General features: G+C 73.0%; 16 protein-coding genes. 13 read left to right on the plus strand and 3 right to left on the minus strand.

Annotated features, from left to right (window positions below; translation table 11 throughout):
• The first annotated feature begins 14 nt into the window (after positions 1 to 14).
• Positions 15 to 1,220, plus strand: coding sequence for an N-acetylglucosamine-6-phosphate deacetylase (locus QRT05_RS06140; RefSeq protein ID WP_289446058.1), 1,206 nt, complete (start codon positions 15 to 17; stop codon positions 1,218 to 1,220).
• 4 nt (positions 1,221 to 1,224) lie between these two features.
• Here the strand turns inward: QRT05_RS06140 and QRT05_RS06145 are convergent, their stop codons facing one another.
• Positions 1,225 to 2,226, minus strand: coding sequence for a LacI family DNA-binding transcriptional regulator (locus QRT05_RS06145; RefSeq protein WP_289446059.1), 1,002 nt, complete (start codon positions 2,224 to 2,226; stop codon positions 1,225 to 1,227).
• A gap of 256 nt (positions 2,227 to 2,482) precedes the next feature.
• On the opposite strand from QRT05_RS06145, the gene QRT05_RS06150 reads away from it, so the two are divergent.
• The 9 genes from QRT05_RS06150 (at position 2,483) to QRT05_RS06190 (ending at position 12,364) form a co-directional block, all read left to right on the plus strand.
• Entirely contained in the window at positions 2,483 to 3,793 is a 1,311-nt protein-coding gene (locus tag QRT05_RS06150) for an ABC transporter substrate-binding protein (protein WP_289446060.1), read from the plus strand.
• Between the two features lie 61 nt (positions 3,794 to 3,854).
• Positions 3,855 to 4,823: a carbohydrate ABC transporter permease gene (locus QRT05_RS06155; protein ID WP_289446061.1), complete on the plus strand. Its 969-nt coding sequence runs from the start codon at positions 3,855 to 3,857 to the stop codon at positions 4,821 to 4,823.
• The gene (locus QRT05_RS06160; protein ID WP_289446062.1) at positions 4,823 to 5,698 is read left to right on the plus strand and encodes a carbohydrate ABC transporter permease; all 876 of its coding nucleotides are present in this window, start codon (positions 4,823 to 4,825) and stop codon (positions 5,696 to 5,698) included. Before QRT05_RS06155 ends, QRT05_RS06160 begins: the two co-directional genes overlap by 1 nt.
• A 10-nt stretch (positions 5,699 to 5,708) precedes the next feature.
• Entirely contained in the window at positions 5,709 to 7,967 is a 2,259-nt protein-coding gene (gene yicI / locus QRT05_RS06165) for an alpha-xylosidase (protein ID WP_289446063.1), read from the plus strand.
• A gap of 103 nt (positions 7,968 to 8,070) precedes the next feature.
• Positions 8,071 to 9,513 (plus strand): GH1 family beta-glucosidase, encoded by a 1,443-nt coding sequence (locus tag QRT05_RS06170; RefSeq protein WP_289446064.1) that lies wholly within the window; start codon positions 8,071 to 8,073, stop codon positions 9,511 to 9,513.
• 24 nt (positions 9,514 to 9,537) lie between these two features.
• A complete protein-coding gene (locus QRT05_RS06175; protein ID WP_289446065.1) occupies positions 9,538 to 9,843 on the plus strand; it encodes a hypothetical protein in 306 nt (101 codons plus the stop codon).
• 9 nt (positions 9,844 to 9,852) lie between these two features.
• A complete protein-coding gene (locus QRT05_RS06180) occupies positions 9,853 to 10,704 on the plus strand; it encodes an HAD family hydrolase (protein ID WP_289446066.1) in 852 nt (283 codons plus the stop codon).
• Entirely contained in the window at positions 10,701 to 11,576 is an 876-nt protein-coding gene (locus QRT05_RS06185; RefSeq protein ID WP_289446067.1) for an alpha/beta hydrolase, read from the plus strand. Before QRT05_RS06180 ends, QRT05_RS06185 begins: the two co-directional genes overlap by 4 nt.
• Complete coding sequence (locus tag QRT05_RS06190) at positions 11,573 to 12,364, plus strand: alpha/beta fold hydrolase (RefSeq protein WP_289446068.1); 792 nt, start codon at positions 11,573 to 11,575, stop codon at positions 12,362 to 12,364. Before QRT05_RS06185 ends, QRT05_RS06190 begins: the two co-directional genes overlap by 4 nt.
• A gap of 15 nt (positions 12,365 to 12,379) precedes the next feature.
• Here the strand turns inward: QRT05_RS06190 and QRT05_RS06195 are convergent, their stop codons facing one another.
• Entirely contained in the window at positions 12,380 to 12,805 is a 426-nt protein-coding gene (locus tag QRT05_RS06195) for a hypothetical protein (RefSeq protein WP_289446069.1), read from the minus strand.
• 6 nt (positions 12,806 to 12,811) lie between these two features.
• Positions 12,812 to 15,073: a coiled-coil domain-containing protein gene (locus tag QRT05_RS06200; protein ID WP_289446070.1), complete on the minus strand. Its 2,262-nt coding sequence runs from the start codon at positions 15,071 to 15,073 to the stop codon at positions 12,812 to 12,814.
• Positions 15,074 to 15,282: 209 nt separating this feature from the next.
• On the opposite strand from QRT05_RS06200, the gene QRT05_RS06205 reads away from it, so the two are divergent.
• From QRT05_RS06205 to QRT05_RS06215, 3 genes are read left to right on the plus strand one after another with little or no spacing between them, the layout of a single operon-like run.
• Positions 15,283 to 16,914, plus strand: a complete 1,632-nt coding sequence (locus QRT05_RS06205; protein ID WP_289446071.1) for a hypothetical protein — start codon at positions 15,283 to 15,285, stop codon at positions 16,912 to 16,914.
• Positions 16,911 to 17,906: a hypothetical protein gene (locus tag QRT05_RS06210; RefSeq protein ID WP_289446072.1), complete on the plus strand. Its 996-nt coding sequence runs from the start codon at positions 16,911 to 16,913 to the stop codon at positions 17,904 to 17,906. The genes QRT05_RS06205 and QRT05_RS06210 overlap by 4 nt, the downstream gene beginning before the upstream one ends.
• Before the next feature lie 35 nt (positions 17,907 to 17,941).
• Complete coding sequence (locus tag QRT05_RS06215) at positions 17,942 to 18,871, plus strand: tetratricopeptide repeat protein (RefSeq protein WP_289446073.1); 930 nt, start codon at positions 17,942 to 17,944, stop codon at positions 18,869 to 18,871.
• Positions 18,872 to 19,350 lie beyond the last annotated feature (479 nt).

Consider the following 19,350-nt stretch of genomic DNA (forward strand, 5'->3'; position numbering starts at 1 on the left):
GCCACAATGGCCCCGTGAGCGCCGCGACGTCGACAGCCCGGACCAGCCTGCGCGGGACGGTGGTCACGCCCCACGGCGTCATCCCCGACGGCGTCGTCGTCGTCGAGGGGCAGACCATCGCCTGGGTCGGACCGGCGAGCGACGCCGCGGATGCCGTCCCCGACGAGTCGGGAGACTTGCTCCTCCCCGGCCTCGTCGACCTGCACAACCACGGCGGCGGCGGTGTCAGCCTGCCGGACGCCGAGACCCTCGACGACGTGCGCGTCGCGGCCGGGGAGCATCTCCGCCACGGCACCACGAGCCTCGTGGCGTCGCTGGTCACCGCGCCGCGTGACGTGCTGCTCGCCCGGACCGGTCTGCTCGCCGATGCGGCCGAGCAGGGCATCGTCGCTGGGATCCACCTCGAGGGACCCTTCCTGTCCCAGGCGCGCTGCGGTGCGCAGAACCCCGGCGACATGCTCGTCGGGGACGCCGAGCTGGTGGGGGCCGTGGCGACTGCGGCGCGGGGTCACCTCGTGACCATGACGATCGCCCCCGAGGTGGTGGGCGACGACGTCCTCGCGGCACTGGTCACGGCGGGTGCGATCCCGTCCGTGGGCCACACGGACGCGAGCGCGGAGCAGGTGGACGCGGCGGTCGATCGCAGTTTCGACCTGCTCGCCACCACGGAGGGCGCCCGGTCGGGACGCCTCACCGCGACGCACCTGTTCAACGGCATGCGGCCGCTGCACCACCGCGATCCCGGCCCGATCGCGGCCTGCCTTGCCGCGGCCGGCCGCGGTGAGCTCGTGGTCGAGCTGGTCGCCGACGGCACGCACCTCGCGGACGGGACCACGCGCTCCGTGTTCGACCTCCTCGACGCCGGCTCGATCGCGCTCGTCACGGACGCGATGGCCGCGGCCGGGATGGCGGACGGCGACTACCAGCTCGGACCCATGGAGGTCCGCGTCGCGCAGGGGGTCGCCAGGATCGTGGAGGCGGACGGGTCGGCGGGTGCCATCGCCGGGGGAGTGGCGCACCTGCTCGACGTGCTGCGCCAGGTGGTGAGGGCGGGAGTGCCGCTCCAGGACGCCGTGCGGGCGGCCGCGACCACGCCGGCCGAGGTGCTCGGACGCGCCGATCTGGGCGCGCTGGTGGCGGGGCGCCGCGCCGACGTCCTCGTCGCCGACGCAGATCTGCGGCCGGTCCGCGTCATGCGGGACGGTAAGTGGGTGGCCTGACGGGTCACGCCACCGGGCCGGTGGTGGCGCGAGGCGTCAGGACCGGCGAGATGAGCCGGGTCTCGGCGAGCTGCGTGCCGTTCAGGCGCGCCATGGCCATGTCCACCGCGACACCGCCGATGCTGGACGCCGGGATGTCGACGGAGGTGAGCGGGAGGGGCTGACCGACGGCGACGTCCGTGGGGCACACCGCCACCACCGAGATGTCGTCGGGCACGGACCGGCCCCGCTCACGCAGCGTCGCGAGGACGGCGGGCAGCGCCACCTCGTTGTGCACGACGATCCCGGTGACGTCCGGCAGGCGCAGCAGCACCCGGTCGATGGCCGCCACGGCGCCCGCATGGGACGACTCGCAGGGCTCGAAGACGGCGGCGACCCCCGCCCGCGTCGCCTCCTCGCTGAAGCCGCGCACCATGCGCGCGGCGTACGTGGTGTGTCGGTCGAGCACCGCCTGCGGTGAGCCGACGAGCGCGATCGAGCCGTGGCCCAGGCCCACCAGGTGGTCGACGGCGACGCGCGCCGCCTGCTCGAAGTCGAGGTCGACGCACGAGAAGCCCGCCGTGTCCCGGGGGAGGCCGATGAGCACCGCCGGCTGCCGCTGGCGGCGCAGGATCGCGAGCCGGGGGTCGTCGGCCTCGACGTCCATCATGATCACCGCGTCGACCATCGATCCCGCGGCCACGCGCTCCACGCCCGCGTGGTCCTCCTGCGTGAGCAGCAGGACGTCGTGCTGGTAGGTCTGGGCGCGGGTGACCACGCCGGTGACGAACTGCATGATGACCCCGACGTTCACGTCGACGCGCAGCGGGGCCATGAGAGCCAGCACGTTGGTGCGTGCCGAGGCGAGCGCGCGAGCTCCGGCGTGCGGCCGGTAGTCGAGGTCCCGGACGGCCCGCTCGATGCGCTCGCGCGTCGAGGCGGAGATGGGCCGCTTGCCCGACAACGCGTAGGACACGGTCGAGACCGAGACGCCGGCGGCGCGGGCGACGTCGTCGATCGTCGTCACGTCTGCCCCCGGTTCTGGTCCTTGGCTGCGCGTCCGTCCTGGACGCTGCGTCGCCGACACACTAACGGGCTGGCCGGTGGCGTCCCCCAGCGACGCCACCGGCGACCCCTATGTCGCAAGCAAGCGCTTCGATGATTCACCGTCGAACGCTGAGATGGCAACCCCTGGACAAGCGGGAAAATCGCGCGCTATGGTGTCGAAGCGCTTCGACGACCGAGTGTCCTTCGGTCGCATCCACTCGACGAGGAGAACACGGATGAGCATCAACACCCGGCGATGGGCGACGGCCGCGACGGTCGCCCTGCTGACCCCTCTGGCCCTGGCCGCGTGCAGCAGCGGCGGCAGCGGGGGCGGCGACGAGGACTCCAAGACGCTGACCATCTGGCACTACGAAGGTGACGACTCCGCCATGGCGCAGGCTTGGGCGAAGGCCATCGACATCTTCAAGGCCGAGCACGAGGGCGTCACCGTCGACGTGCAGAAGCAGACCTTCGAGCAGATCCAGAAGAACGCCAAGATCGTGCTCACGGGCGACGACGTCCCGGACGTCATGGAGTACAACAAGGGCAACGCGACCGCCGGCCAGCTCGCGTCGCAGGGCCTGCTGACGCCGCTCACGGACGTCGCGAAGGAGAAGGGCTGGGACAAGACGGTCTCCGGCTCGCTCGCCACGACGGCGCAGTACGACGACAACGGGCTCATGGGCTCGGGCGAGTGGTTCGGCGTCCCCAACTACGGCGAGTTCGTGGGGGTGTACCTCAACAACGACCTCTTCAAGAAGAACGGCATCGAGGTGCCGACCACGTTCGACGCGTTCGAGCAGGCGCTGGCGGCGTTCAAGGCGAAGGGCGTCACGCCGCTCGCGACGGCCGGCGCCGAGTACCCGCTGGGTCAGCTCTGGTACGAGCTGGTCCTGCACTACGGCGACCGCGCCCTCGTCGACGACTACCAGCTGTTCAAGAACGACGTCGACTGGCACGGCGAGGCGATGACGCAGGCCACCAACAAGCTCGACGAGTGGATCAAGAAGGGCTACATCGCCAGCGACTCCGCCGGGCTGACCGCCGAGGACATGGGCGTCTCGTTCATCGCCGGCAAGTTCCCGATCATGGTCTCCGGCTCGTGGTGGTTCGGCCGCCTCGCCACGGAGATCACGTTCGACTGGAGCCAGACGCTGTTCCCGGAGAACACGCTGCACCCGGGCTCGTCGGGCAACCTGTGGGTCGTCCCCGCGAATGCCAAGTCCAAGACGCTGGCCGAGGACTTCATCGACATCACGCTGCGTCCCGAGGTGCAGAACATCCTCGGCGAGAAGGGCGGTCTCCCGGTCGCGGGCGACCCGGCGTCGATCACCGACCCGAAGACCAAGGAGCTCACCCAGAACTTCGCCGACATCGTCAAGGGTGACGGCCTCGCGTTCTACCCGGACTGGCCCGTCGCCGGCTTCTACGACGTGATCGTGAGCCAGCTGCAGTCGCTGGTCAACCAGTCGAAGACGCCCGACCAGGTGCTCGACGGCCTGAAGGACGCCTACGAGTCCGGCAAGAGCGACCTGCTCGGACAGTGACCGATCGCCGGGCCGGGGGGTCACTACCCCGGCCCGGCGGTCTGCCTCCTGGGAGAGAGACATGACCACGCAGACCCTCGGCAAGGACGCCGCGACGCAGGCGCCGCCCTCGGTGCGGACCAAGCGCAAGGCCCCCCACTGGGTGCCCTACCTGCCCTACCTGATCCCCGGCCTCGTGGCCTTCGTGGTGGTGATCGGCATCCCGCTCGTCACCAACATCATGTACAGCTTCCAGAAGTGGAAGGGCGGCATGGCGCCGCACACCTGGGTGGGCCTCGACAACTACCGCGCGCTGCTCCAGGACGAGCAGTTCTGGACGTCGTTCCGCAACTCCATCTCGATGATCGTGGCGATGGTCGTCATCCCCACCCTCATCGGCCTCGTGCTCGCGTCGGTGCTCTTCGACTACCTGGGCAAGCGGTTCGGCTCGCGCAGCGCCTCGGTGCTGCGGGCGACGTACTACCTGCCGCAGATCCTTCCGGTCGCGGTCGCGGGTGTGCTGTGGAACTGGATCCTCAACGCCCAGACCGGAGCGGTGAACGAGATCCTGCGCTCCCTGGGCGTCGAGAACCCGCCCAATTGGCTCGGCGACCCGTCGACCGCGATGCCGAGCGTGATGCTGGTGCTGGTCTGGGTGCAGATCGGCTACCCCGTGGTCATCTTCATGTCGGCGCTCCAGCGCGTCGACCCGGAGCTCTACGAGGCGGCCGAGCTCGACGGCGCCGGCTGGGGTCGTCGCTTCCGCGCGATCACCCTCCCGCAGATCAAGCCGGAGACGTTCGTCGTGGTGCTGACGTGCACGGTGGCGGCCCTCAAGGTCTTCGGGCCCATCTACGTGCTCACCCGAGGGGGCCCCGAGGGCTCCACGCTCGTGCCGAGCTACTACTCGTACCTCAACTTCTTCGACAAGTCGAAGGTCGGCTACGGCGCCGCGATCGCAACGGTGCTCACGCTGGTCATCGTGCTGGTCGCCGTCGTGATCCTCGCAGTGCAGGCGCGCAGCGAGCGCAAGGAAGCCGGGGGACTGTGATGGCCGTCGAGACGATCAAGGCGCCCCCGGCGTCCCGCCCGGACGCGCGGCACCGCACGGGGACGGCGCGCTGGTTCATCCTGGCGGGGGCGATCCTCGTCGGTCTGCTGATCCTGGCGCCGATCCTCATCATGGTGCTCAACGCGTTCAAGTCCCCCTCGGACTACTCGCAGAACGGCCCGCTGAGCCTGCCGAAGGACCTGTACTTCGACGGCGTGAAGGCGTTCTGGGAGAGGGTGGACTTCCCCCAGAAGCTGTGGAACTCCATCTTCATCTCCGGCGTCGTGGCCGTGCTCGGCACCCTGCTGTCGCTGCTCAACGCGTACGCGATCGGCATCGGCCGGATCAAGGGCCGGCTGTGGGTGGTGACGCTGTTCCTCCTGGCGACGATGCTGCCGCAGGAGGCGCTGATCTACCCGCTGTTCACCATGGCGCAGCAGGCGGGCCTGGGGAACTCCCCGTGGTCCGTGATCATCATCTTCACGGTGATCCAGTCGGCTTTCGGCACGTACCTGCTCGCCTCGGTGCTGGGCACCTTCCCCAAGGCGCTGCTCGAGGCGGCTGCACTGGACGGCGCTGGTCGGTGGACGGTGCTGTGGAAGGTCGTCTTCCCGATCGTGCGGCCCACGCTGTCCGTCCTGATGATCTTCTTCTTCATCTGGACCTGGAACGAGTTCTTCATCCCGCTGGTGATGCTGACCACCAACGACACCCAGACCATCCCCATCGCGCTCGCCTCGCTCCAGGGCGACCGGATGATGGACGCCCCCACGACGAACGCGGGCGCCCTGATCTCCCTGCTGCCGGCGCTGATTTTCTTCCTGCTCTTCCAGCGCACGCTGACCCGTGGGGTCACCGCTGGATCGGTGAAGTGAGAGGAACCCGATGAAGTTCACCGACGGCTACTGGCTCCAGCTCCCGGGGGTCACGGTCCTGCACCCGCGGGACGTCGCTGACGTCGAGCTGCACGACGACTCGCTCGTCGTCCACTCGGCCACCGCGCCGCTCACCAAGCGGGGGGACACGCTCAACCGGCCGCTGGTCACCGTGACCTTCACGAGCCCGATGGACGGCGTCATCGGCGTGCGGATCGAGCACCACACGGGCGGAGTCGACCGAGGGCCGCACTTCGACGTCGCCTCCGCGGGTGCGGACGTCAAGGTCACGTCCTCCGACGACGGCCTGGCCACGTTCAGCGCGGGCGACCTCACGGCGCGCGTGTCCACCCGCGGCGCGTGGGCGGTCGACTTCGTCGCCGACGGGCGCGTCCTCACCTCGTCGTCCGCGCGCTCGATCGGCGTGGTCCGGGACGCGGCCGGCGAGCCCTTCGTGCACGAGCAGCTGAGCCTGGGCGTGCGCGAGCACGTGTACGGGCTGGGGGAGCGCTTCGGTGCCTTCGTCAAGAACGGCCAGTCGGTCGACATCTGGAACGCGGACGGCGGAACCTCGAGCGAGCAGGCGTACAAGAACGTCCCGTTCTTCCTCAGCGACCGCGGCTACGGCGTCTTCGTCGACCACCCGGGGCACGTCTCGTTCGAGGTCGGCTCGGAGGCCGTCTCGCGCACGCAGTTCTCGGTGCCGGGAGAGTCGCTGCAGTACTACGTCATCCACGGCCCGACCCCCAAGGACGTGCTGCGCCGCTACACCGCCCTGACCGGGCGCCCGGCGCGGGTGCCCGCGTGGTCGTACGGGCTGTGGCTGTCGACGTCCTTCACCACGAGCTACGACGAGGGCACCGTGACGTCCTTCGTCGACGGCATGGCGGAGCGGGACCTGCCGTTGTCGGTCTTCCACTTCGACTGCTTCTGGATGCGTGCCTTCCACTGGTCCGACTTCAGGTGGGACCCCGCGACGTTCCCGGACCCCGAGGGGATGCTCGCCCGTCTGCGCGCCAAGGGCCTGAAGATCTGCGTCTGGATCAACCCCTACATCGCGCAGCGCTCGGCGCTCTTCGAGGAGGGCCGCGCCGGCGGGTTCCTGGTCACGCGCGCGGACGGCTCGGTGTGGCAGACCGACCAGTGGCAGGCGGGCATGGCGCTCGTCGACTTCACCAACCCCTCGGCGGTCGACTGGTTCAACGCTCACCTGCGTCGCCTGCTCGGGCAGGGCGTCGACGCGTTCAAGACCGACTTCGGCGAGCGGATCCCGACGGACGTCGTCTGGCACGACGGCTCCGACCCGCAGCGGATGCACAACTACTACACGCACCTGTACAACAAGGCGGTGTTCGACCTGCTCGTCGCCGAGCGCGGCGAGGGCGAGGCGGTCCTGTTCGCCCGCTCGGCGACCGCGGGCGGGCAGCAGTTCCCGGTGCACTGGGGAGGCGACTGCGAGTCCACGTTCGTGTCGATGGCCGAGTCGCTCCGCGGTGGCCTGTCGCTGGCGGCGTCCGGGTTCGGCTACTGGTCGCACGACATCGGCGGGTTCGAGGGCACGCCGGATCCCGCGGTCTTCAAGCGCTGGCTCGCGTTCGGGATGCTCTCGTCGCACAGCCGCCTGCACGGCTCCGACTCGTACCGGGTGCCGTGGGCATTCGACGAGGAAGCCGTGGCGATCACCCGGTCGTTCACCGAGCTCAAGCTCTCGCTCATGCCCTACCTGGGCCGCCTGGGCGACGACGCGCACGAGCAGGGGGTGCCCGTGATGCGCCCGATGGTGCTCGAGTTCCCGGACGATCCGGGTGCCGCGACCGTCGACACCCAGTACATGCTGGGCGAGAACCTGCTCGTGGCGCCGGTGTTCTCCGCTGCGGGAGACGTCGACGTGTACGTGCCGGAGGGGACGTGGACCTCGCTGCTCACCGGCGACGTGGTGACGGGTCCGCGATGGGTCCACGAGCGGCACGGCTTCGACTCGCTGCCCGTCTACGTGCGTCCCGACTCGGTCCTGCCCGTCGGTGCGCGCACGGACCGGCCGGACTACGACTGGGCCGACGGCGTCACGCTGCGGCTGTTCCGGCTCGCGGACGGGCACCGTTCGGTGGTGCGCGTGGGCGAGGCGAGCTTCGTCGTGTCGCGGGCGGGCGACGAGGTGCGCGTGGAGGCGCGAGGCACGGACGCCGAGTGGGGCGTCGAGGTGGTGGGCGGAGCCACCGGGCGCGCCGCTGCCGGCGACCACACGCTCACGCTGGCGATCGCGGGCTGAGGGCGGGCGCCGGGCGCCGCCGCAGCGGCGACCCGGCGCCGGGCTCGGCCGTGTATCGTATCGATTCGATCCGCAGACCATCCGCTCGACCGAAGGACCAGTCATGACCACGACGCTGCCGTCCGGCCGACAGTTCGGCCCCGAGTTCCTCTGGGGGTCCGCGACGGCCTCGTACCAGATCGAGGGTGCCGCGCACGAGGACGGCCGCCTGCCCTCGATCTGGGACACCTTCTCCCGCACCCCGGGCAAGGTGCTCAACGGGGACACGGGCGACGTGGCGGTGGACCACTACCACCGCGTCGAGGAGGACGTGGCGATCATGAAGAAGCTGGGCCTGCAGGCGTACCGCTTCTCCGTGGCGTGGCCGCGCGTGCAGCCGACCGGCTCGGGCGAGTTCAACAAGCTCGGCCTGGACTTCTACGTCGACCTCGTCGACCAGCTCGTGGCGGCGGGCATCAAGCCCGTCGCGACGCTCTACCACTGGGACCTGCCGCAGACCCTCGAGGACGAGGGCGGCTGGGCCAACCGCGAGACGGCGTACCGGTTCGCCGACTACGCGCGCAAGGTCGCCGAGACCCTCGGCGACAAGGTCTTCCTGTGGACCACGCTCAACGAGCCGTGGTGCTCGGCGTTCCTGGGGTACGCCTCGGGCGTGCACGCCCCGGGCGTCACCGACGACGAGGCGGCGCTCAAGGCCGTCCACCACCTCAACCTGGGCCACGGCCTGGCAGCCCGCGCCATCAAGGACGTCCTCGGCGAGGAGACCCCCGTCTCCATCACGCTCAACACGCACGTCACGCGCGCCGCTTCCGACGCGCCGCAGGACGTCGAGGCCAAGCGCCGGATCGACACGATCGCCAACGAGGTGTTCCTGCGCCCGGTGGTGGAGGGCGTCTACCCGCCCGAGGTGTTCGCCGACACGGCGCACATCACGGACTGGTCGTTCGTGCAGGACGGCGACCTCGAGCTCATCGCCGTGCCGCTCGCGGTGCTCGGCGTGAACTACTACTCGACCGGCCGCGTGCAGCACGGGACCCCGGCCGTCGGCAACGGCGAGCCCGGCCCGGACGGCCACAAGTCGTCGGCGCACACGCCCTTCGTGGGTGCGGACGACGTCGAGTTCCTCGCCCAGCCCGGCCCCCACACGGCGATGGGCTGGAACATCGAGCCGCTCGGCCTGACGGAGCTGCTGCTCGATCTCTCGCGGCGCTACCCCGAGCTGCCCCTGGCCATCACCGAGAACGGCTCGGCCTTCTACGACACGGTGACCGAGGACGGGCGCGTCCACGACGCGGAGCGCACCGCCTACCTGCACGACCACGTCGAGGCCGTCGGCCAGGCCATGGACGCGGGCGCCGACGTGCGCGGCTACTTCGTGTGGTCGCTGCTGGACAACTTCGAGTGGGCCTACGGGTACGACCGCCGGTTCGGCATCGTGCACGTGGACTACGACACGCTGGTGCGTACGCCCAAGGACTCGGCGCGCTGGTACGCCGAGCTCATCCGCACGCGCACCATCGCGCCCGCGGAGTCGGCAGCCCTGTAGGCGCCGTCCGGGGAGAATGTCGCCGTGCCCACCGGTCGTCGGTCGTCCAAGCGTCCCTACGCGCACGAGTCGCGCCCGCTGGACGTCGACCGGGCGACCGGGGGCCGGCGCGCGGAGTCCGCGGACGACGGCGAGTGGGTGGTCCAGTCGGTGCGGGGCTCGGACCGGCTATACCGGTGCCCGGGCTGCGACCAGCCGGTCGCGCCCGGCACCGCGCACGTGGTCGCCTGGCGCTCCGACGGGCTGTTCGGCGAGGCGGTCGACGACCGTCGGCACTGGCACTCCTCGTGCTGGCAGGCGCGGTCCCGGCGTCGCCCCACCAGGCGCTAGCGTGACGCGGTGACCGACGCGTCCCTGAGCTCGCGGCACTGGCCGACGACCGCGCCCAGGCTCGTCGCGACCGACCTGGACAACACGCTGCTCGGACCGGACGGGCGGGTCTCGGCGCGCACGCAGCGCGCGCTCGCGGCGGCCGCCGAGGCCGGGATCGCCGTCGTGTTCGTCTCCGCGCGCCCGTTGCGTCGCCTGCGCGAGCTCGCCGAGCACGTTGCCGGGCACGGCATCGCGATCTGCTCCAACGGGGCCGCCGTGTTCGACGTGGGTGCGGACGTCGTGCTCGCCGAGGAGGGCATGGCGCCCGCCGAGGTGGCCTGCGTCGCGGGCGCGCTGCGCGCGGCGTGGGGTGCCCAGAACGTGCACTTCGCCACCGAGCACGCCGGCGGCTTCGACAAGGAGGCCGCCTTCACGGAGTCCTACGCCGTCCCCGCGGGCAGCCGCGTGGCCGAGAGCATCGAGGACGTCCTGACGCCCTCCACGCTCAAGCTCCTGGTCCGCACGTCGTTGCCCTGGGACGAGACGTTCGCCCGGAGGGTCGCCGCCGTGATCGGTGACGCCGGCCTGGTCGCCGACTCGGGCGCGCCAGGGCTGGGGGAGATCTCCCGCACGGGCGTGACGAAGGCCGCGACGCTCGAGCGCTGGGCGGCCGACCTGGGGATCGGCCCGCACGACGTGTGGGCCTTCGGTGACGCACCGAACGACCTGCCGATGCTGCGATGGGCCGGTGCGTCGTTCGCGGTCGCCAACGCGTTCCCGGAGGTGCGCGCTGCCGCGACCCACACGTGCCCGTCCAACGCCGACGACGGCGTCGCCCGCGTGCTCGAGCACGCGGTCGGCCTAGGCTCGACCCGATGAGCAACGACCCTGTGAGCACCGACCCTGTGAGCGCCGACCCCGCACCCACCACCATCCGGTCGCTGACCGTGCTGCCCGCGCACCGCGAGGACGTGGAGCTGCACACGGCCGACGGCCTCACCCTGGTGGGCGAGCTCGCGCTCCCGCTCGGACCGGACGGCCGGCCGACGACACCGACGGCCACCCTCGTGACGCTGCACCCGCTGCCCACGCACGGCGGGTACATGGACTCGCACGTGTACCGCAAGGCGGCCTGGCGGCTCCCGGCGCTGGCCGGCATGGCCGTGCTCCGGTTCAACACCCGGGGCACCACCAGCCCGCGCGGCACGAGCGAGGGTGCCTTCGACGGCGGCACCGCCGAGCAGCTCGACGTCGCCGCCGCGATCGAGCTCGCCGAGTTCCGCGACCTGCCCCGGCGCTGGCTCGTCGGCTGGTCGTTCGGCACCGAGCTCGCGCTCATGCACGGCCGGGACCCGTCCATCGAGGGCGCGATCCTGCTCTCGCCGCCGTTGCACCGCGCCACCGACGCGGACCTCGACGCGTGGGCCGCCTTCGGCAAGCCCCTCGTGGTGCTGGTGCCCGAGCTCGACGACTACCTCCGGCCCGACGAGGCCCGGCAACGGTTCGCGCGCGTCCCGCAGGCCGAGGTGATCGGCGTCGACGGTGCCAAGCACCTGTGGGTGGGCGAGCCCGCCCTGCGCCGCGTGCTCGACGAGATCGTCGGGCACGTGCTTCCCGGACGCGCGCCGCTGCCGACCACCTGGGACGGCCCCAGCGAGACCGCGCCCAGCGCGGTCGCTCCCGCCGCCGCGCCCAGCACCGCGGCGCAGGAACCGACGGACGAGCGCGGCGACGTCGAGGAGGACGCATGACGCTGCACACGTTCCGTGAGGGCGGCCCCGACGCCGGGCTGCCGATCGTGCTCGTGCACGGCTTCCCCCTCGACCACCGGATGTGGCTGGCCGCCGCTGCGGCACTCCCGGGCACCCGGGCCGTGCTGGCCGTCGACCTCCCGGGCACGCCCGGCCACGGGGCCGACCTGCCCGAGCCCTCGATCGACGCGTCCGCCGCGTACCTCGCCTCGGCGCTCGCCGGCGCGGGCGTGGAGCGCGCCGTCGTCGCCGGGATGTCCATGGGCGGCTACGTCGCCCTCGCGCTGGCCGAGCAGCATCCGTCGCTGGTCGCCGCGCTGGCGCTCGTCGACACCAAGTCCACGGCGGACCTCCCCGAGGCGAGGGCCAACCGCCTGCGCATCGCGGACGAGGCGGAGGCGGGCGGCTCGGTGGCCCCGGTCCGTCCCATGGCCACGTCGTTGCTGGGCGAGACCACCCGCGCGGCGCGACCGGCCCTGTCGGAGCAGCTCGCCGCCTGGATCGAGGACCAGCCGCCCACGGGTGTCGCCTGGTCGCAGCGTGCGATGGCTGCGCGCCCGGACAGGACCGAGGTGCTCCGGACGTTCGCGGGGCCGGTCGTCGCCGTGGTGGGCGACGAGGACGACCTCACGCCCCTGGCGGCCGCCGAGCACGTCGTGGCGAACGCGGCGGACGCCCGGCTCGTCGTCGTCCCGCAGGCGGGCCACATGGCGGCGTTCGAGCAGCCGGACGCGGTCGCCGCCGCGCTTGCCGAGCTCGCGGAGCGGGCCGACTCGCTCCGGGCTTGAGGCCCGGCGGGCTCGTCAGCCGCGCAGCACGCGGTCCAGCGCGTCCTTCAGGTCGAGCGACTCGCCGTCGCGTCCGCCCGCGCCCAGCACGAGCGGGGGAGCCGAGGGCTCGGGGGAGACGCCGCGCAGCCGCGCGGTGAGGCTCGGCTCCGCCCGCAGGACGTAGAACCGGCCGTCGACGTCGACGGCCACGCTCTCGTCGACGCGCAGGTACCAGCCCCGCAGCGGCGTCCGGAACCGCGCCGCGCCGGTCGACGAGCGCGCCCGGAGCGGCACCGGCGCGGGTCCCTGCGCCGTCGCGCGCGCCACGAACTCCGCGATCATCACCCGGGCGCGGTCCGACTCGGCCTGCTGCCTGCGCTCGAGGGCCTCGGCGTGGGCGGCTGCGGCCTCACGACGCTGCTCGCGCCATGCGGCCGCATCGCCCGTCGAGGTGGCCACCGGCAGTCAGCGGGACTGGCCGGGCTCGCCGGCGCCGGCGGTCTCGCGCTCCTCGGCGCCCTCGGACGCCGTGTCCTGCGCGGGCGCGTCGTCCTTCGCGTCGGTGGCCTGCCCCTGCGCATCGCCGGTTGCGTCGGTGGTCGCGTCGGTGTCCTGGGCGTCCCTCGCCGCGCCGCCGTCTCCGGGCTCGGTCGGCGTCTTCTCGGGCCCGGCCTCGGCGCCGGTGGCCGCCTCGACGCCCGCCCCGGACCGGTCGTCCGACCCGCCGCCCGCGGCGGGCGCCGCGGTCGCCGCAGCCGAGACCGGTGCGGGACGGGCCTTCGTGGTGCGGCCCTTCGCCGCCGGCTTCGCGGCCGGTCGTGCGGCGGGCGCCGACTCCGAGGCCGACTCCGAGGCCTGCGACTTGTTGAAGGCGGCCTCCGCGCGGCGTGCGCGCTCGAGCGCGGCGCGGTCCGGGTCGTGCCCGAGCAGGTTGCGCAGCTCGTCGAGGTACGTGGTGATCGACTCCCGCTGCCGGTTGAGGTCCTCGACCTGTCGCGCAGCGGTGGTGCGCTCGCGCTCCGACTCGGTGAGGGCGTCGCCGATCTGCTTCTCGGCGTGCTCGCGCGCCTCGGCGACCACGCGGTCGGCATTGCGGCGGGCGTTCGACAGCAGCTCCTTGGCCTGCGCCTCGGCGTCGACGCGCACCTTCTCGGCCTGCGCGAGCGCCTTGGTGACGCGCTCCTCCGCCTCGGCCGCGTGCGCCTCCGCATCGCGCACCAGGCGCTCGGTCTCGGCGCGTGCCGTCTCGTGGCGGTCGGCGTCCTCGCGCTCGGACTGCTCGCGCTTGGACGCGATCGCGAGGTCGGCCTCGGCGAGCCGCTGCTCCGCCTGGCTCACGAGCTCGTCGGCCCGCGCCTTGGCGGTGGCGACGTGCTCGGCGGCGGAGCGCCGCGCCTCGGTGAGCACACGCTCGGCGTCGAGGCGGGTGCGCTCGGCGAGCTCGCGCGTCTCGCGGTCGGTCGTGGCCCGCAGCTCGGCGGCCTCGCGCTCCGTGACCTCGCGCAGCTCGGTCGTCTCGCGCTCCGTCGTGTCCTTGAGGTGGGCCGCCTCGTGCGCAGCCCGCTCACGCAGCGCGGCCGTCTCGCGGTCGGCGCTCGCGCGCACCTCGGCCGCGTACTGCTCGGCCTCGGTGCGCAGCGCGGTCACGGTCTGCTCGGTCTCGGCGCGCGCGGCCGCGAGCTCGTCCCCGGTCGTCGCGCGCAGCTCGCCGGTCTCGCGCTCGGCGCTCGCGCGCACGAACGCCGCGTACTGCTCGGCCTCGGTGCGCAGTGCCGCCACCTCGGCGGCGACGCGCTGCTGCAGCGCCGACGCCTCGCGCTCGGCAGCGGCGCGCGTGCTGTCCGCATACTCCTGTGCGGCGGCGCGCAGCGAGGTGGTCTCGTCGGCGGCGAGCTGGCGTGCTGCAGCGATCTCGGCCGACGCCTGCGACCGCTGCTCCGCGACCAGGCGCTCGGTCTCGGCCTTGAGCGTGGCCGTCTCCGACTCCACCTGCTGACGCAGCGCGGTGGTCTCCGCGTCGGCGGCCTGGCGCAGGTCCTGCGAGTACCGCTCGGCCGCCTCGCGCTGCGCGGCGGTCTCCGACTCGGCGCGGCTGCGCAGCTCGGCCGCCGTGCGCTCGGTCGCGACGCGCAGCTGGGTGGCCTCGTGCTCGACGCTCGCACGCAGCGTGCCGAGCTCGCGCTCGAGCGACGTGCGGCGCTCGCTCTCCTCGGTCGTGATCGCGGACTGGATGCGCGCGGCCTCGCGCTCGGCGGAGCTCACGAGCTCCTCGGCGCGCCGCTGGGCTGCCGTGGAGTTGCTCTCCGCCTCCGCGGCCGCCGTGGTGCGGACCTCCTCCGCCTCACGCCGGGCGGTGGCGACCAGCTCGGCCACCTCGTTCTCCGCACGGGCGCGCAGCTGGCCGGCCGCGAGCTTCGCGCGTGCGAGTGCGTCGGCCGCCTGGGCGTTCGCCTGGGACACGACGTCGGACGACTGCTCCTCGGCCGAGCGCAGCAGCTGCTCGATGCGCGACCCCAGCCCCGAGTAGGTGGGCCGCTCCGCCTCGCGCAGCTGACGGTGGGCCTCGGAGAGCTCGCCGGCCGCCTGCATGGCCTTGGAGTCGAGCGCCTCCACCTGGCTGCGGGCCTCCGCGAGGGCGTTCTCGAGCGCGCTGATGCGCTCGTCGACGGCCTCCCGCTCGTATCCGCGGAAGTTCACGACGGGGAAGGTGGGCCGGGCGTCAGGCACGAGCAGTCCTCCAGGACGGGTGGCTCCACGCGGGCGACCTCGGTCGAGGTGCACGACTGACGGACGGAGCCCGCGGGCCAGGATACGCGGAACTCACCCGCCCCTGACTCCCCTTTCGTCCCTTCCCGCAGGTCCGGGATGCCGGGCTCGTTCGGGATCGAGCCCGCGCTCTGCCTATCCTGGTGGTTCTCGTCCCGAGAGGATCCTGTGTGCCCAAGCGAGTGATCACGGCCGCCGTCGGCGTCGCCGGACTGGTCGTCATCGGCCTCGGGGTCGCCTCGGCGACCGCATGGCGTGCCGACGACGTCCTGGTGGCGACCACCGACCCGAGCGGCCACCTCATCGTCACCGACCCCGGTGTGCTCGAGATGGGCGGTGACCCCGTCACCGTGAGCGCGACCGCTGCGGGCGGTGACACGGTCGTCCTCGCGATCGGCCGGGACACCGACGTCGCCGGTTGGGTCGGCTCGGACGCGCACACCCAGGTGACGGGCCTGTCGGGCTGGCACGAGCTGGAGGTCACCTCGGTGCCCGCGGGCGCCCCGTCCGCGACGCCCTCGCCGTCCAAGGCGGCGGCGTCGTCGGCCTCGGCAAAGCCGTCCGCCTCGCCGTCCAAGGCGGCCGCGGCGTCGGACGACGCCCAGGCCGACCCCACCGGATCCGACCTCTGGGTCGCGCAGGCCACGGGGAAGGGCAGCGCGCGGCTGGTCTGGCCCGCGCAACCGGGACGCTGGAGCCTGCTCGTCGCGGGCACCGAGGACTCGGCGCCGGCGCTCTCGCTCGCCTGGCCCCGCGTGGTCACGACGCCCTGGCTGTGGCCCCTGGTCATCCTCGGCTCGATCCTCGTGCTGATCGCCGCGGCCCTGCTCGGGCGCGACTGGTACCGCCGTCGCACGGGCACCGACGAGCCCGTGTGGCACCCGGTGACGACCGGCGCGATGCCGACGGTCGCCGAGGGCGGTCCCGCTCTCACGCGGCGCCAGATCCGCGAGGCGGAGCTCGCGCGCTCCGCACGTCCGCGCACCGGCGCCGTCCCGCGGGTGCCGACCCCGCCGGCGGGCACCCCGGGCACGACCCCCGCGACCCCTGCTCCCGCAGCCGCGCCGGCACCCGCGCCCACGCCGGCCACCACGACCCGCCGCGCGCTGCGCACCGGTGCCATCCCCACCGTCGCGCCGGCCGCGCCCGCCACGCAGGGCGCCGAGCCGGCCACCGAGGCGATCCCACGCCTGCGCGGCGAGTCCGCCGAGCGCCCGCCTGCCGGCGACGGCGGTGCGACCGCACACACCGGCTCGGCCGGCGCGGGCGGGCAGCCGGGTTCGGGCGTCGCCGAACCCGCATCGCCGAGACCTGCGTGGCTGCGCGGCCGCGCGAGCGAGCAGGTCGGCGCACCGTCGACGACGGGTGGGGCCACCGGTCCAGCCGCGTCCGGTGCTCCACACGACGGGGGGAGCCGGCCCGGCGACCTCCCGACGGCAGACGCCGCGACGACCGCCGTCGTCCCGACCGTGCGCGCGGGCGCCTCGGGCTGGGTGCCCACCCCGCCGCCGGGTGCCACCCCCGGGACCCCGGCGTCGACCGCTCCGCACTCCGTCACCCGACCGGCCTGGCTGCCCACCCACCCGGGCGCGGCACCCACGTCCGGAGGACCGGGGCCGGACGGACCGGGCGCACCCGAGCGCGACCAGCACGACCCGTCCACGGCCGAGCAGCCCGGCTCCCGTGCCGACGCCTGGCGCCGCGCGTGGGGACTGCCCTCGACCGACGAGCCGTCCGACGAGCCGTCCGCCGGCCAGGGCGAGGCACCGGATCGCCGCACCGAGCAGGGGGAGGACCGATGAGCCGTCTGCCTCGCCTGACCGTCGTCACGGTCGGCCTCGTCTCGCTGCTCGCCGGGTGCGCGCCCGCGCTCCCGCAGCCGACCCCGCCCCCGGCCCCGGCCGTCGCGCCCGCCGCCGTGACGCCGGGCCAGTCGTCACGCGTGCTCGAGGATCTCGGCACGGTGCTCGCCGCCGCGGACAAGAAGCTCGACGACAAGCTCCTGGCGCCGCGGGTCCAGGAGCCCGCGCTCGAGATGCGGTCCGCGGAGTACGTCCGCGCCAAGGCGACCGACGGCAAGCGCGAGCCCACGGCGTTGCCCACCACGTCCCAGGCGACGATCGTCCCGCGCACGGAGGCCTGGCCCCGCACGCAGCTGGTCGTCACGGACCAGCCGGCCGACCTGCAGGCGCAGCGCATCCTGGTGCTCAAGCAGGACGGTCCGCGCGACCAGTACATGCTGTGGGGCTGGTCGCGCCTGCTCCCCGGCGTGCAGATGCCGCAGACCGCGCGCCCCGAGATCGGCAGCCCCGTGGTGGCGCCCGACTCGGACGCGCTGCTGGTCAGCCCGCAGGACGCGATCGCCCAGTACGCCGACGTCCTGACCAAGGACACCAAGTCCAAGTACGACGACGACTTCGCCGACAACGCGTCCCGCGACGAGATCAACGACCTGCGCAAGCGCAACGAGAAGGCGGTCAAGGGCTCGGGCAAGTACGAGGAGACCTACACCGCGGAGGACGAGCCCGTGGTCAGCCTCGGCACCATCGACGGCGGTGCGATCGTCGTCGGGCAGCTGACGAGCCTCGCCAAGACCACCCTCACGCTCGACGGAGCGAAGGTGCCGATCTCCGACCCGTTCTACCGTGCGCTGTCCGGCAAGAAGACCGCGAACAAGAGCTTCCTGAGGACGTCGACCGACATCCTGGTGCTGTACGTGCCACCCGCCGGCTCCGACGCACCGATGTCCGTCCTCGCCTTCGAGTCCGTCATCACGGACGCCAAGGCGTCCTGACCCGCCCACGCCCGCACGCCCGAGAGGACCGCCCGATGTCGCACACACCCGGACCGCAGCCGCGACTGGACGTCCGCGGCGCCGTCGACCTGTCCTCGCTCGCGCGCCCGGCGACCCCGGCACCCGGGACCCCGGGTGGGCTTCCCGCGCCGGGTGCCTACGTCGTCGACGTCGACGAGGCGTCGTTCCCCGCACTCGTGCAGCGCTCGACGGAGCACCCGGTGGTCGTGGTGCTGTGGGCGGGCTGGAGCGAGGTGAGCCAGCAGGCCGCGGCCGCCCTCGCCGCGCTCGCGGACCAGGACGCGGGCCGGTGGCTGCTGGCGCGGATCGACTCCGAGGCCAACCCGCAGATCGCCGCCGCCTTCCAGGCGCAGTCGGTGCCGTCGGTGGTGGCCGTCCTCGCGGGCCAGCCGCTCCCGCTGTACCAGGGGGCGCCGCCCGCCGACCAGGTGCGCGGCGTCATCGACCAGGTGCTGGCCGCCGCCGAGGCCAACGGGATCACGGGCCGCGTCACGCCGGCCACGGCCGCCCCCGCCGACGAGCCCGAGCCCGAGCCGGAGCTCCCGCCCCTGCACCAGGCCGCGTACGACGCCATCGAGCGTGACGACCTCGACGCGGCGATCGCCGCCTACGAGCAGGCTCTGCGGGAGAACCCCCGCGACGCGCTCGCCCGCGCCGGCCTCGCGCAGGTCCGGCTCCTCGTGCGGACCCGCGACGCCGACCTCCAGGCCGTACGGACCGCGGCCGCGAGCAACCCGCGGGACGTCGACGCGCAGCTGGCCGTCGCCGACCTCGACGTGCTCGGCGGCAAGGTCGACGACGCGTTCTCACGGCTCATCGACCTGCTGGCCATCACGAAGTCGGAGCCGGTCCGCGTGCGTCTCGTGGACCTGTTCGAGGTGGTCGGGTCCGACGACCCCCGCGTGGTTGCTGCCCGGCGCGCGATGGCCAACGCCCTGTACTGAGCCCCGCGCTGCGCCCTGGCAGCTGCCCAGCGCGTATTTACGCAGGTCAGACGCTCGAGCGGCGCGTGTGGCGCCCGTCACCACGTCAGGGATTTGCCAGTCGGGCCGCAGGCTGCGTACTGTTCAACACGTCGCCCAGCAGGGAGGAACGGACACCGAGGATCGAACCCCGGTGGCTGGTCCCGCGGGTGGCCACCCCCAGACTGGAGCTAGGCGGACTCCGCCGCGCTCGTCGTCTGGATGGAACGTCGTTCCCACCGCAACGGCCTGAACAGGCAGTTTGACGCGAGGAAGCGGCTCCGCTAAGTTAGAACGGTTGCCTCCGGGCAGGTCGAAAGGCCGAAACGGATGCGCGTCTGTTCCTTGAGAACTCAACAGTGTGCCAAGTAGTCGATGCCATATGGCCTGCCTTTGGTGGGTCTTGGTTGAGACTGGAGCCTGGTCCTCATCCCGTGAGGTTCTGGGTTCCTATTCAGCCG

Source organism: Cellulomonas edaphi, assembly GCF_030362815.1.
GTDB classification, from domain to species: Bacteria; Actinomycetota; Actinomycetes; order Actinomycetales; family Cellulomonadaceae; genus Cellulomonas; species Cellulomonas edaphi.

Excerpts from the sequence above, each read along its gene's own strand:
- QRT05_RS06160 (WP_289446062.1), top strand. The coding sequence starts at position 4,823 with ATGGCCGTCGAGACGATCAAGGCGCCCCCGGCGTCCCGCCCGGACGCG.
- QRT05_RS06215 (WP_289446073.1), top strand. The coding sequence starts at position 17,942 with ATGTCGCACACACCCGGACCGCAGCCGCGACTGGACGTCCGCGGCGCC.
- QRT05_RS06190 (WP_289446068.1), top strand. The coding sequence starts at position 11,573 with ATGACGCTGCACACGTTCCGTGAGGGCGGCCCCGACGCCGGGCTGCCG.
- QRT05_RS06155 (WP_289446061.1), top strand. The coding sequence starts at position 3,855 with ATGACCACGCAGACCCTCGGCAAGGACGCCGCGACGCAGGCGCCGCCC.
- QRT05_RS06150 (WP_289446060.1), top strand. The coding sequence starts at position 2,483 with ATGAGCATCAACACCCGGCGATGGGCGACGGCCGCGACGGTCGCCCTG.
- yicI (WP_289446063.1), top strand. The coding sequence starts at position 5,709 with ATGAAGTTCACCGACGGCTACTGGCTCCAGCTCCCGGGGGTCACGGTC.
- QRT05_RS06185 (WP_289446067.1), top strand. The coding sequence starts at position 10,701 with ATGAGCAACGACCCTGTGAGCACCGACCCTGTGAGCGCCGACCCCGCA.
- QRT05_RS06170 (WP_289446064.1), top strand. The coding sequence starts at position 8,071 with ATGACCACGACGCTGCCGTCCGGCCGACAGTTCGGCCCCGAGTTCCTC.
- QRT05_RS06210 (WP_289446072.1), top strand. The coding sequence starts at position 16,911 with ATGAGCCGTCTGCCTCGCCTGACCGTCGTCACGGTCGGCCTCGTCTCG.